This window comes from Blastococcus sp. CT_GayMR16 (assembly GCF_004570875.1).
GTDB lineage: Bacteria > Actinomycetota > Actinomycetes > Mycobacteriales > Geodermatophilaceae > Blastococcus_B.
The window spans coordinates 98,999-111,336 of the sequence record NZ_SPQK01000011.1 but is presented as its reverse complement, the minus strand read 5'-3'; the positions used below and the strand labels follow the sequence as shown (position 1 = coordinate 111,336).

Annotated in this window: 11 protein-coding genes; 1 reads left to right on the top strand and 10 read right to left on the bottom strand. The window is 72.8% G+C overall.

What is annotated here, in order from left to right; all coding sequences use genetic code 11:
* Both hisS and E4P38_RS13400 read right to left on the bottom strand, forming a co-directional pair.
* Positions 1–1,263 carry a histidine--tRNA ligase gene (gene hisS, locus E4P38_RS13405; protein WP_135132303.1) on the bottom strand — a complete coding sequence of 421 codons (1,263 nt, stop codon included), beginning with the start codon at positions 1,261–1,263 and terminating at the stop codon, positions 1–3.
* A gap of 157 nt (positions 1,264–1,420) precedes the next feature.
* Complete coding sequence (locus E4P38_RS13400) at positions 1,421–2,116, bottom strand: MBL fold metallo-hydrolase (protein ID WP_135132302.1); 696 nt, start codon at positions 2,114–2,116, stop codon at positions 1,421–1,423.
* A gap of 176 nt (positions 2,117–2,292) precedes the next feature.
* On the opposite strand from E4P38_RS13400, the gene E4P38_RS13395 reads away from it, so the two are divergent.
* The gene (locus E4P38_RS13395) at positions 2,293–3,138 is read left to right on the top strand and encodes a peptidylprolyl isomerase (RefSeq protein WP_135132301.1); all 846 of its coding nucleotides are present in this window, start codon (positions 2,293–2,295) and stop codon (positions 3,136–3,138) included.
* Positions 3,139–3,162: 24 nt separating this feature from the next.
* On the opposite strand, the gene E4P38_RS13390 is transcribed toward E4P38_RS13395, so the two are convergent.
* The 8 genes from E4P38_RS13390 to ruvC form a co-directional block, all read right to left on the bottom strand.
* Positions 3,163–5,628 carry a bifunctional (p)ppGpp synthetase/guanosine-3',5'-bis(diphosphate) 3'-pyrophosphohydrolase gene (locus E4P38_RS13390; RefSeq protein ID WP_135132300.1) on the bottom strand — a complete coding sequence of 822 codons (2,466 nt, stop codon included), beginning with the start codon at positions 5,626–5,628 and terminating at the stop codon, positions 3,163–3,165.
* Positions 5,629–5,720: 92 nt separating this feature from the next.
* On the bottom strand, positions 5,721–6,314 hold the full coding sequence (locus E4P38_RS13385; RefSeq protein WP_135132299.1) for an adenine phosphoribosyltransferase: 594 nt from the start codon (positions 6,312–6,314) through the stop codon (positions 5,721–5,723).
* The gene (secF, locus tag E4P38_RS13380; protein WP_135132298.1) at positions 6,311–7,711 is read right to left on the bottom strand and encodes a protein translocase subunit SecF; all 1,401 of its coding nucleotides are present in this window, start codon (positions 7,709–7,711) and stop codon (positions 6,311–6,313) included. Before secF ends, E4P38_RS13385 begins: the two co-directional genes overlap by 4 nt.
* Positions 7,708–9,357, bottom strand: a complete 1,650-nt coding sequence (gene secD / locus E4P38_RS13375) for a protein translocase subunit SecD (RefSeq protein ID WP_135132297.1) — start codon at positions 9,355–9,357, stop codon at positions 7,708–7,710. The genes secF and secD overlap by 4 nt, the downstream gene beginning before the upstream one ends.
* A gap of 14 nt (positions 9,358–9,371) precedes the next feature.
* On the bottom strand, positions 9,372–9,719 hold the full coding sequence (gene yajC, locus E4P38_RS13370; RefSeq protein WP_135132296.1) for a preprotein translocase subunit YajC: 348 nt from the start codon (positions 9,717–9,719) through the stop codon (positions 9,372–9,374).
* A 162-nt stretch (positions 9,720–9,881) separates the two neighbouring features.
* On the bottom strand, positions 9,882–11,027 hold the full coding sequence (ruvB, locus tag E4P38_RS13365; protein ID WP_135132295.1) for a Holliday junction branch migration DNA helicase RuvB: 1,146 nt from the start codon (positions 11,025–11,027) through the stop codon (positions 9,882–9,884).
* Positions 11,024–11,656 (bottom strand): Holliday junction branch migration protein RuvA, encoded by a 633-nt coding sequence (ruvA, locus tag E4P38_RS13360; RefSeq protein WP_135132294.1) that lies wholly within the window; start codon positions 11,654–11,656, stop codon positions 11,024–11,026. Before ruvA ends, ruvB begins: the two co-directional genes overlap by 4 nt.
* Positions 11,653–12,222 carry a crossover junction endodeoxyribonuclease RuvC gene (gene ruvC / locus E4P38_RS13355; protein WP_135132293.1) on the bottom strand — a complete coding sequence of 190 codons (570 nt, stop codon included), beginning with the start codon at positions 12,220–12,222 and terminating at the stop codon, positions 11,653–11,655. Before ruvC ends, ruvA begins: the two co-directional genes overlap by 4 nt.
* Between the last annotated feature and the right edge of the window lie 116 nt (positions 12,223–12,338).

Below are 12,338 nucleotides of genomic sequence, written 5' to 3'. Positions count from 1 at the left end.
TCACGCCCCCACAGTTCCACGCAGCGTCTCGAACAGCTCGTCCACGGGGACGGCGTGCTGCTCGCCGGTGCGCAGGTCCTTCAGCTGGCCCACGCCCGCGGCCAGGTCCCGGTCGCCGATGACGACGACGTGCGAGGCCCCGGACCGGTCGGCCGCCTTCATCGCGCCCTTCAGGCCGCGGTCGCCGTAGACGGTGTCGGCGGCGATCCCGGCCTGGCGCAGCTGCCCGACCAGCCGGACGGCGAGCCGCTTGGCCTCGGCACCCAGCGGGACGACGAACGCCTGCACCCCGGACGAGGTGACGACGTCCAGCCCCTCGGCCTGGACCGCGAGCAGCGTCCGGTCGACCCCGACGGCGTAGCCGATGCCGGACACGTCCGGTCCGCCCAGCGCGGCGGACAGCCCGTCGTAGCGGCCCCCGCCGCCGATCGCCGACTGCGCCCCGAGCCCGTTGTGCACGAACTCGAACGTGGTCCTGGTGTAGTAGTCCAGGCCGCGGACCAGCTTCGGCGCCTCGGTCCAGGTGACCCCGAGGTCGGTGAGGTGCTGGCGGACGGCGTCGTAGTGCGCTCTGGTGGAGTCCGACAGGTGGTCGACCATCAGCGGGGCGTCGTCGAGCTGCGCCTGCACCTCCGGCCGGTTGTCGTCGAGCACCCGCAGCGGATTGATCTCCGCGCGGCGCCGGGTCTCCTCGTCGAGGTCGAGCTTCGCCAGGAAATCGACCAGCAGCTCGCGGTACTGCGGGCGGCACGTGGAGTCACCGAGTGACGTCAGCAGCAGCTCGAAGTCGGTCAGCCCGAGGTCGCGGAAGCCCTGGACCCCGAGCGCCACGACCTCGGCGTCCAGCGCCGGGTCGTCGACGCCGAGCGCCTCCATGTCGACCTGGGTGAAGTGCCGGTAGCGGCCGGCCTGCGGGCGCTCGTACCGGAACGCCGAGCCGACCGTCCAGAGCTTCACCGGCAGCGCGCCGTCGTGCAGCCGGTGCTCGATGAACGCCCGCATCAGCCCCGCCGTGAGCTCGGGGCGCAGGGTCAGCGAGCGGCCCCCGCGGTCGGCGAAGGTGTACATCTCCTTCGAGACGACGTCGGTCGACTCACCGACGCCGCGGGAGAACACGGCCGTGTCCTCGAAGACCGGCGTCTCGACGTAGCCGTAGCCGGCCCGCCGCAGCGGCGCGGTGAGCGTCTCGCGGACGGCGAGGAACCGCTCGGAGTCCGGCGGCAGCGTGTCGAAGGTGCCCTTCGGGGCCCGGAGGTCGCTCACAGTGTTCCCCGTTCGACTCCGGACTCGATCCGCTCCTCGGTCGAGACCGTCAGTCGCCTCCGCGCTCGCTCCGCTCCTCGCTCGCTGGCGCTCGCTGCGATGCTCACTCCCTGTCGGCTCCGGGCATCTCCCTGCGATGCTCCCTCGCCCGTCGTTCTCACAGTCCCCGCCCCGCCGGAGCCGGTCCCGAACCTGCGGCCGCCTCGGCCAGGTAGGGGTTCGTCGCCCGCTCGCGGCCGACGGTGGTGGCCGGCCCGTGCCCGGGCAGCACGACGGTCTCGTCGTCCAGGGGCAGGACGACGTCCCGCAGGGAGCGCAGCATCGCCTCCCACGACCCGCCGGGCAGGTCGACCCGCCCGACCGAGCCGGCGAACAGCACGTCGCCGGCGAGCAGGCCCGGGGCCTCCCCCAGGTCCACGGAGAACATCACCGATCCCTGCGTGTGGCCCGGCGCGTGCCGCACGGTCAGGTCCACCCCGGCGAGGGAGAGCACGGCGCCGTCGTCGAGCGGGAGCACGTCGGAGGGGTCGGGCAGCCGCACGCCGGTGATCAGCGGGGCCAGCGCGGGACCGTGCCAGCGACCGGGGTCCGACAGCATGCCGAAGTCGCTCGGGTGCAGGTAGGCGGGGATGTCGTAGCCGTCGCAGACCGGCAGCACGGAGAACGTGTGGTCCAGGTGCCCGTGCGTGAGCACGACTGCGACCGGCTTCAGCCCGTCCTCGGCCAGCATCCGGGCCAGTGGCTCGACGGCATCCATCCCGGGGTCGACGACCACGCACTCCTGACCCGGTCCGGGAGCGACGGCGTAGCAGTTGGTGCCGAACGCGCCGGCGGGAAAGGAGCGGATGAGCACCCGTGCAGGTTACGCGGGAGCTCCGACGTGCCCCGGTCCTGCCAGGGAACGCTCAGTCACGCCCCCTAGACTCGTTCCTCGACCGCGGGCTGCGGCTGCCGGATCGCCGGCCCCGCCCCGCCGCACCTCCCCCGCCCGCCCCACCGATACACCCCGCCCGATCGAGGAGTTCGACCGTGCCCACGAGCAAGCAGCGTCGTCAGGCTGCCCAGCGCCACCTGCAGAAGCAGCTGGAGCGTCGCGCCGAGCTGGCGAAGAAGCGCCGCCGCAACCTGGGCATCCTGGCCACCGGCGTCGCCGTCGTCGTCGTGGTCGTGGCGGCCCTGATCATCACCGGCGTCTTCAGCGGCGACGACGACAGCACGGACGCGGCGGGCACGTCCTCGACGGCGGCCACGAGCAGTGCGGCGGCCGCCACCACCAACGCCGACGGCACGGTCGCCTGCACCTACCTGCCCGACGACTCCGGCAACCCGAACCTCACCGACGTCGGCACTCCGCCCGCGCCCGAGGCGACCCCGACCCAGGGCACCGCGACCCTGCTCATGAGCACCGACCAGGGTGACCTGACGCTCACGCTGGACCGGGCCAAGGCCCCGTGTGCCACGGCGAGCTTCGCCTACCTGGCCTCGCAGAAGTTCTTCGACGGCAGCCCGTGCCACCGCGAGGTCAACCAGCCGACCTTCGGCGTCCTGCAGTGCGGCGACCCGACCGGTTCGGGCTCGGGCGGACCCAGCTACAAGTTCGCGCAGGAGATCCCCGAGGGCACGACGTACCCGCGCGGGACGATCGCGATGGCCAACACCGGCGAGCCGAACTCCACCGGCAGCCAGTTCTTCCTCTGCTTCGTCGACACCCAGCTCAGCCCGGACTACACGCCGGTGGGCACCGTCGACGAGGCGGGGCTGGCTGTGCTGGACACCGTCGCCGCGGCGGGCAACGACGGCTCGTTCGAGGCCCAGGCGGGCGGCGGGGCCCCGAACCTGCCGGTCACGATCAACTCGATCATCCCCGTCGGCTGACCAGCTTTTGGTACCAAAAGCTGGCTAGGCGGTGACGCGCTCGACGTCGAAGACGCCGTCGACGTTGCGCACCGTCTGCAGCACGGCCCCGAGGTGCGCCGGGTCGGCCAGTTCGAAGGTGAACCGGCTGATGGCCACGCGGTCACGGCTGGTCTGCACGGACGCCGACAGGATGTTGACCCGCTCGTCGGCCAGTGCCTTGGTGACGTCGGAGAGCAGCCGGTGCCGGTCCAGCGCCTCGACCTGGATGGCGACCAGGAACACCGAGCCCGGCGCGCTGGCCCACTCGACCTCGACCAGCCGCTCCGGCTTGCTCTGCAGGTCGGCGGCGTTGGTGCAGTCGACGCGGTGCACGCTCACTCCCCCGCCCCGCGTGACGAACCCGAGGATCTCGTCACCGGGCACCGGGGTGCAGCACTTGGCGAGCTTCACGAGCACGTCGTTCATGCCGTGGACGTCGACGCCCGGGTCGCCGCCGGCTGCCCGCCGGGGGGCCGAGCGCCGCGTCGGGATCGCCGTCTCGGCGATGTCCTCGACGGCCCCCTCGGACCCGCCCATCGCGGTGAGCAGCTTCTCCACCACCGACGACGCCGAGACGTGGTTCTCGCCGACCGCCGCGTAGAGCGCCGTCACGTCGGCGTACCGCAGGTCCTTGGCCAGGGTGCTGAGCGCGTCGCCGCCGAGCAGGCGCTGCAGCGGGAGGCCCGCCTTGCGCATCGCTCGGGTCAGGGCCTCCTTGCCGGCCTCGACGGCATCCTCGCGGCGCTCCTTCGTGAACCACTGCCGGATCTTCGTGCGCGCCCGCGACGAGCCGACGAACTGAAGCCAGTCCTGCGAGGGAGCGGCCGACTCCGAGCGCGACGTGAAGATCTCGACCACGTCGCCGTTGGTGAGCTTGCTGTCGAGGCTGACCAGGGAGCCGTTCACCCGGGCGCCGATCGTGCGGTAGCCGACCTCGGTGTGCACCGCGAAGGCGAAGTCGACCGGCGTCGACTCGCCAGGAAGGCTGATCACGTCGCCCTTGGGCGTGAAGACGAAGACCTCCTGCGGCCCGAGGTCGTAGCGCAGCGTCTCGAGGAACTCGCCGGGCTCCTGGGCCTCCCGCTGCCAGTCCAGCAGCTGGCGCAGCCACAGCATGTCGTCGGGCGAGCCGACCTTCGGCGCGCCGAACTCACCGGCGCTGGGCTTGCCGCCGACCCGCGCCTTCTCCTTGTACTTCCAGTGCGCGGCGATGCCGTACTCGGCGGTGCGGTGCATGTCGTGCGTGCGGATCTGCAGCTCGACCGGCTTGCCCTGCGGACCGATGACCGTCGTGTGCAGCGACTGGTACATGTTGAACTTCGGCATCGCGACGAAGTCCTTGAACCGGCCCGGGACCGGCTGCCAGTGCGCGTGCATGATGCCCAGCGCGGCGTAGCAGTCGCGCACCGAGTCGACCAGGATGCGGATGCCGACGAGGTCCCAGATGTCGGTGAAGTCGCGGCCGCGCACGATCATCTTCTGGTAGATCGAGTAGTAGTGCTTGGGCCGGCCGGTGACGACGGCCTCGATCTTGGCCGTCTTCAGCTGCTCGTTGACCGTCGAGGTGACCTCGGCGAGATAGGTGTCGCGCGACGGCGCCCGCTCGGCCACCAGCCGCACGATCTCGTCGTACCGCTTCGGGTAGAGCGTGGCGAACGCGAGGTCCTCCAGCTCCCACTTGATCGTGTTCATACCCAGCCGGTGGGCCAGCGGGGCCAGGATCTCCAGCGTCTCGCGCGCCTTCTTCTCCTGCTTCTCCGGCGGGAGGAAGCGCAGCGTGCGCATGTTGTGCAGCCGGTCGGCGAGCTTGATGACCAGCACCCGCGGGTCACGGGCCATCGCCACGATCATCTTGCGGATCGTCTCGGCCTGGGCCGCGTCGCCCAGCTTGACCTTGTCGATCTTGGTCACGCCGTCGACGAGGTGGGTGACCTCCGAGCCGAACTCGGTGGTGATGGTCTCCAGCGTGACGCCGGTGTCCTCGACCGTGTCGTGCAGCAGGGCCGCGACCAGCGTCGTGGTGTCCATCCCGAGGCCGGCCAGGACCGTGGCGACGGCCAGCGGATGGGTGATGTACGGGTCGCCGCTCTTGCGCTTCTGCCCGGCGTGCGCGGCCTCGGCCACGTCGTAGGCGCGCTGCAGGAGGGCGAGATCGGCCTTGGGGTGGCTCTGACGGTGCAGCGCGGCCAGCGGCTCGAGGACCGGGCGCACCACCGGCGTGCGCGGGCTGGCGACGATGCGGCGGGCCAACCGGTCACGGACCCGGCGGCGCGGCACTCCGTCGCCGTCCCCGGGCTCGGAACCGACGTCGTCGGGCCGGCGGACGACGGGACGGTCGGGCAGCGGCGGGCGGACGACCGGCTGACCGTCGGCGTCCAGCGCGCCGGCGGCGGGAGCCGCCTGCGACGGCTGGACGCCGGGCTCGCCCGGCCGCGCGGGAGCCGCGTCGGCGGCGACTTCCGAGGCCACGGCGACTCCAACGGGTGAGGAGGAGAGATGACCCTCTCCATGTTAGCCGGGCGAACGGCCGTTCGAGCCCGGCCGGGGCGGGTCTCCCCCGGTCAGGTAATCCAGAGCGCGTGGACGGCGTGCGGCGCGATCCGCTCACGCCCGCCGAGCGCAGCGAGCTCGATGATCACCGAGACCGCCGCGACGACGCCGCCGGCCTGCTCGACCAGCGCGATGGTCGCACCGAGGGTGCCCCCGGTGGCCAGCACGTCGTCGACGATCAGCACGCGCTGGCCGGGTCGCAGCGAGTCGGTGTGCAACTCGAGGGTGGCCGTCCCGTACTCCAGCGCGTAGTCGGCGGCCATCCGCTCGCGCGGCAGCTTGCCGGCCTTCCGCACCAGGACGACGCCGACCCCGGCGTCGTAGGCCACCGCGGCCGCCAGCAGGAAGCCGCGCGCCTCGACCCCGACGACCACGTCGAAGCCGGGGTCGCCGTCCGGGTGGGTGCCGGCCGCGGCCAGGGCGGCAGCGCGCGGATCGGACAGCGACGGCGCCGCCAGCCCGTCGATGACCCGGCGGAAGGCCGGTCCGTCGGCGAAGACCGGGGTCAGATCCCGGAAGAGCACCCCCGGTTCGGGGAAGTCCGGGACGTCGACCGCCAGGCCGGCGATCAGTTCGTCGAGCGGCTGCTCCGCGGCAGCCGTCACCGGCGGCGCTTCCCCGAGCGGCGATCGCCACCGGGCCGCTGCGGACGGGCACCCGGCCGCGGGGTCGACGTCCCGCCACTGCCGGGCTCGCGCCGGACCGAGGACGGCGACTCCACGACGACATCGGCGGACACCTGACCCGGCAGGTCGCGCTCGGCGACGGCGACCGAGGAGCCACTGCGGGCCCGACGGGCACTGGCGACCGGACCGGCCGGAACGGCCGCACCCTTGCGCACCTGGGCCGACCGGCGGGCCAGCACCCGGCGCCGCAACGCGACCTGCTCCGGCTCGCGCTCCTTGAGGTCTGCCGCGATCGGCGTGGCCAGGAAGATCGACGAGTAGGCGCCGGCGGCGAGGCCGACGAACAGCACCAGGGCGAGGTCCTTCAGCGTCCCGACGCCGAGGATCCCGGCACCCACGAACAGCAGCCCGGCCACCGGCAGCAGCGCGATCACCGACGTGTTGATCGAACGCATCAGGGTCTGGTTGACCGCGAGGTTCGCCGCCTCGCTCCAGGTCATGCGCGCTCCGCGCTCGAGGTCCTTGGTGTTCTCGTCGACCTTGTCGAAGACGACGACGGTGTCGTACAGCGAGAAGCCGAGGATCGTCAGGAAGCCGATCACGGTCGAGGGCGTCACCTCGAAGCCGATCAGGGAGTAGACCCCGGCGGTGAGGACGATGTCGTGCAGCAGCGCGGCGATCGCGCCGACGGCCATCTTGGGTTCGAAGCGCAGGGCGAGGAAGGCGATGACGGCGACCAGGAAGACGACCAGCGCGATCAGGGCCTGGTCGGTGATGTCATTGCCCCACTCGGCGCTGACCGCATCCGCGGTGACCGCCGTCGGATCGACGTCGACCGCCCCGGCAACGGCGTCCCGGACGGCGCGCTCCTCGTCCGTGTCCAGCTGCCCGGTGCGGAGCAGGATCTCGTTCCCGCCGACCACCTGGGCGGTCGCGACGTCGGCACCGGTGTCCTCGGCGGCCGCGCGGACCGCGTCCAGCTGCTCGCTCGTGCCGGCCACCCGGAAGCTGTTGCCGCCCTCGAAGTCGATGCCGAAGTTGAAGCCCCGGACGACCATCGAGAGCAGGCACAGCAGGAGGACGACAGCAGTGATCTTGTAGATCAGCCGGCTGCGGCCGACGACGTCGAGGCCCGCCTCGCCGTTGTAGAGCCGGTGCGACAGCGAGGCGCGACGCTCGGGACGGCGGACGGCACCCTCGCCGGCCTCCGAGCCGTCGCGCGGCAGCCCGGCGTCGGCGAGCGCGTCCTCGTCCGCCGACGCGGAGGCCTCCGCCAGCACCCTCTCGGCGTCCTGTTGCTCGTCCGCGTCGCTCCCGACGGGAATGACCTCGTCGGGCTCCGGCGTGGTCCCGGCAGGCGTGTCGGGGCGGGTCATGAGGTGCTCCTGTCCGTGCCGGCGCCGGTGCCGGCACCCACGAGTTCGCGGTCCCCGGGCCGTCCCGAGCCGTCGGGCCGGCGGGTGTGCTCCACCCGGCCGAGCCCGGACATCCGGCTGCTGCCGAAGGACTTGAAGCGGGCCAGCACGGCCATCAGCGGATGGGTGAAGAGGAAGACGACGACGAGGTCGAGCACCGTCGACATGCCGAGGGTGAACGCGAAGCCCTTCACGTCCCCGATCGCGAGCAGGTAGAGGATCGCGGCAGCGAGGAAGCTGACGGCGTCGGCCGAGAGGATCGTCCGGCGGGCACGGACCCAGGCGCGGGGCACGGCGGACCGCAGCGTCCGGCCCTCGCGGATCTCGTCCTTGAGCCGTTCGAAGTAGACGACGAACGAGTCGGCCGTGATGCCGATCGAGACGATGAACCCGGCGATGCCGGCCAGGCTCAGGGTGAAGCCGATCTGGCGGCCCAGCAGGACCAGGCACGCGTACACCACGACCGCCGAGAGCAGGAGGCTGGCGATCATGACCAGGCCGAGCAGGCGGTAGTAGATCAGCGCGTAGAGGAAGACCAGGGCGATGCCGATGGCGCCGGCGATCAGGCCGGCCTTCAGCTGCTCGGCGCCGAGCTCGGTCGAGATCGACTGGGCGGTCGCCTGCGTGAAGCTCAGCGGGAGCGCGCCGTACTTGAGCTGGTTGGCGAGCTCCGTGGCCGACGCCTGGTCGAAGGTGCCCGAGATCTCGGTGCCGCCGACGATGGCCTGGTTGATCGTCGGCGCGGAGATGACCTTGCCGTCCAGGGTGATGCCGACCTGCTTGCCGACGTTGGCGCCGGTGAACTCGGCCCACGCCGCCGAGCCCGAGGAGTTGAAGTCCAGCTGGACGATCCACTCGCCGGTGCCCTGGCGCGTGCCGGGGCTGGCATCGGTGACGTCGGTGCCCTCGACCACCGCGGGGCCGAGCAGGTACTTGACGCTGCCGTCCTCGCTGCAGGAGGCCACATAGTCGTCGGAGCGGTCGACGGCGCCGGTCGCCTCGGTGTCGCAGGCGAGCGTGGCGTAGGTGGCCGCGGCCTGCTCCTGGGTGACCGGTGGTGCGTCCGGGGCCACCGACGGGGACGCCGGACCGGTGGGCGCGGCCGAGTCGGTGGCCGCCGCGTCCGTGGGCGTCGCGGCGTCGGAGGGGGTCGCGGCGTCGGAGGGGGTCGCGGCGTCCGTCGGGGCCGCACCGTCCGTCGGCGCCGCGCTGGCGTCGGCGGCGGCCGTGACCGGCTCCGGGCCCGTGACGACCGGCCGGAACCGCAGCTGCGCCGTCTGGCCGAGCTGGCGGGCCTGGTCGCCGTCGTCCCCGGGAACGGAGATGACGATGTTCGAGTCGCCCTCGGTGACCACCTCGGCCTCGGCGACACCGAGGCCGTTCACCCGCTGCTCGATGATCTGGCGCGCCAGCTCCAGATCCTCCTGCGCGGGCGCCTGGCCATTCGGGGTGCGAGCGGTGAGCGTGACCGTGGTGCCGCCGCGCAGGTCCAGGCCGAGCTGGGGCGTCTTGCTGGCCCCGGTGAAGAAGACCAGGCCGTACAGGATCGCGACGATCGCGATGAATGCGCCGAAGTAGCGGCCGGAGGGCAGCGAGCGGTTGGCCATGGTGGTCGCCCGGCTCAGACGGCGCCGTCGGCCGGACGCCCGCCGGCCGTGCCGGGCGTACCGGAGTCGGTGCCCTCGTCGGTGAGGCCGTCGGTCGTCCCGAGGGGCTTGCGGATCTCGAGGATCGCCTGCCGGGCGAACGTGACCACGACGCCGGGGGCGATCTCGAGGTCGACCGTCTTGTCACCGATCGAGGCGACGTTGCCGTGCAGGCCGCTGGTGGTCATGACCGGCGTACCGATGTCCAGGGACTCCTGGAGTGCCTGCGCCTGGGCCTGCATCCGCTTGCGCTGCCGGGCCGGCAGCACGAACAGGACGACGGCGAACAGGGCGATCAGGACGATCGGGAAGTACTGCTCCACGACAGATGTGCCTCTCTACCGCGCGTGCTGCTCCGCGGTGGGGTGCGGGCCCGGTTCGGGACCGCTCGGGTACGTCGACTGCGTCTGGTGCAAGGCGCACGGACGGCCGGACGGGACGCGCACGGCCACGGCCGGACGAGTTGCGCGCCAGCGTGTCGAAGTCTAGGCGCCGAACAGGGGCTCTGGGGACGCACCCGGGGTGGACGGGGCACCGGTCAGGCCACTGATCGCCCCACCCGCCCCACCGAGCAGGGCACCACCACGGGGCAGCGGCCGGCCCAGGTGGTGCCATGCGGCCTCCGTCGCCACCCGTCCCCGTGAGGTGCGGGCGAGCAGGCCCGCCCGCACGAGGAACGGCTCGCAGACCTCCTCGACGGTGTTGGGCTCCTCCCCCACGGCCACCGCCAGCGTCGCGACGCCGACCGGTCCGCCGCCGAAGCGCACGACCAGTGCCTCCAGCACCGCCCGGTCCAGGCGGTCCAGGCCGAGGTCGTCGACGTCGTACAGCGCCAGCGCGGCCTGGGCCACAGCCAGGGTGACCCGCCCGTCGGCCTCGACCTCGGCGAAGTCGCGGACCCGGCGCAGCAGCCGGTTGGCGATGCGCGGTGTGCCGCGGGAGCGGCCGGCGATCTCCGCGGACCCCTCGTCGGTCAGGTCGACCCCGAGCAGCGCGGCGCTGCGGCGCAGCACCTGCTGCAGTTCCGCCACCTCGTAGAACTCCATCTGACCGACGAAGCCGAACCGGTCCCGGAGCGGTCCGGTGAGGAGCCCGGCGCGCGTGGTGGCGCCGACGAGCGTGAACGGGCTGATCTCCAGGGGGATCGCCGTCGCCCCGGGACCCTTTCCGACGACGACGTCGACCCGGAAGTCCTCCATCGCCATGTACAGCAGTTCCTCGGCGGGCCGGGCGATGCGGTGGATCTCGTCGATGAAGAGGACGTCGCCGGGCGCGAGGTTGGACAGCATCGCGGCGAGGTCGCCGGAGCGCTCGATCGCCGGGCCGCTGGTGATCTTGACCGCCGTCCCCAGCTCGGAGCCGATGATCAGCGCCAGGCTGGTCTTCCCCAGCCCGGGCGGGCCGGAGAGCAGCACGTGGTCCGGTGGCCGGCCGCGCCGCTTGGCGCCCTCGAGCACCAGCGCCAGCTGCCGCGAGACCTTGGGCTGGCCGATGAACTCCGTCAGGGAGTGCGGCCGCAGCGCCGACTCGACGACCCGCTCCTCGTCGCCGGCCAGCGGGGACACCGCGGCGTCCTGGCCCAGGCCGCCGTCGACCTCCCCGGTGAGCGAGCGGTCGAAGGGCGCACTCATGCGCGGCCCAGGAGCTGCAGCGCCTGGCGCAGGAGGATGGCGATCTCCACGCCGCCGTTCGCCGCGATCTGCTCGTCAGCGACGGGGACGAGCTGCGCGATCGCGCCGTCCGCCTCTTTCACGCTCCAGCCGAACCCGACCAGGGCCGAGGTCAGCTGGTCCTTCCACGGCGCGACCGGAGTGATCAGCGACGGACCCAGCGGGGCGTCGAGCGAGGTGTCGGAGGTCGTGACGCCGAGCCGGTCGCGCAGCTCCAGGATCAGCCGCTCGGCGCCCTTCTTGCCGATGCCCGGCACCAGCATCAGCGCCTTGACGTCGGCCATCGAGACCGCCCGCCGGACCTCGCGCGGCGGGTGGATCGCCAGCACTGCCTGCGCCAGCCGCGGGCCCACGCCGTTGGCCGTCTGCAGCAGCTCGAACAGGCTGCGCTCGTCGTCGTCGGCGAAGCCGTAGAGCGTCAGGGAGTCCTCGCGCACGATCAGGCTGGTCGAGAGCCGGGCGTTCTCCCCCACCTGCAGCCGCGCGATGGTTCCCGGGGTGCACTGCACGGCCAGCCCGATCCCGCCGACCTCGACGACGGCGCCGTCCGGGGAGACCGCGGCCACGCGGCCGGACACCGACGCGATCATCGGGCGGCCACCCCCGTCCAGCGCGGGAGGGTCGTCTGCCGGACCGGGGCGCCGATGCCGCTGACGATCGCGGCCTTGCGCAGCCGCTCCTGGGCCGGGCCGCGCCAGACGTGACAGACCGCGAGCGCCAGGGCGTCGGCGGCGTCGGCAGGCTTCGGCGCCTCGGCCAGACCGAGCACTCGGGTGACCATCAGGGTGACCTGCTCCTTGTCGGCGCGGCCGTTACCGGAGATGGCGGCCTTGACCTCGCTGGGGGTGTGCCAGGCGACCGGCCGGTCGGCCTGGGCGGCGGCGAGCGCGGCGACGCCGGCGGCCTGCGCCGTCCCCATCGCCGTCCCCTTGTTGTTCTGGGTGAAGACCCGCTCGATCGCCACCACGTCCGGCCGGTGCTCGCGCAGGAGGGCGGTCACCGCCGTGTGCAGCTCCAGCAGGCGCAGCTCCAGGTCGAGCTCGGCCATCGTGCGGATCACGCCGACGCCGATCGCGGTGGGTCGCGCCCCGGGGCGGCCCTCGACCACGCCCCACCCGCACCGGGTGAGACCGGGGTCGATACCGAGCACCCGCATGACGAGCTCCTTGATCAGCCGAACGCCTGTTCGACCGAGGCTAGCGGCCGAGACCGACCCACCCGCGCCGACACGCCCTCTTCGGCCTCGTCCCGGGCACCGCCGCGAGCGTGCGA

Bases quoted from the DNA above. Each gene is read 5' to 3' on its own strand.
- secF (WP_135132298.1), bottom strand. From the start codon at position 7,711: ATGACCCGCCCCGACACGCCTGCCGGGACCACGCCGGAGCCCGACGAG.
- secD (WP_135132297.1), bottom strand. From the start codon at position 9,357: ATGGCCAACCGCTCGCTGCCCTCCGGCCGCTACTTCGGCGCATTCATC.
- ruvB (WP_135132295.1), bottom strand. From the start codon at position 11,027: ATGAGTGCGCCCTTCGACCGCTCGCTCACCGGGGAGGTCGACGGCGGC.
- ruvA (WP_135132294.1), bottom strand. From the start codon at position 11,656: ATGATCGCGTCGGTGTCCGGCCGCGTGGCCGCGGTCTCCCCGGACGGC.
- ruvC (WP_135132293.1), bottom strand. From the start codon at position 12,222: ATGCGGGTGCTCGGTATCGACCCCGGTCTCACCCGGTGCGGGTGGGGC.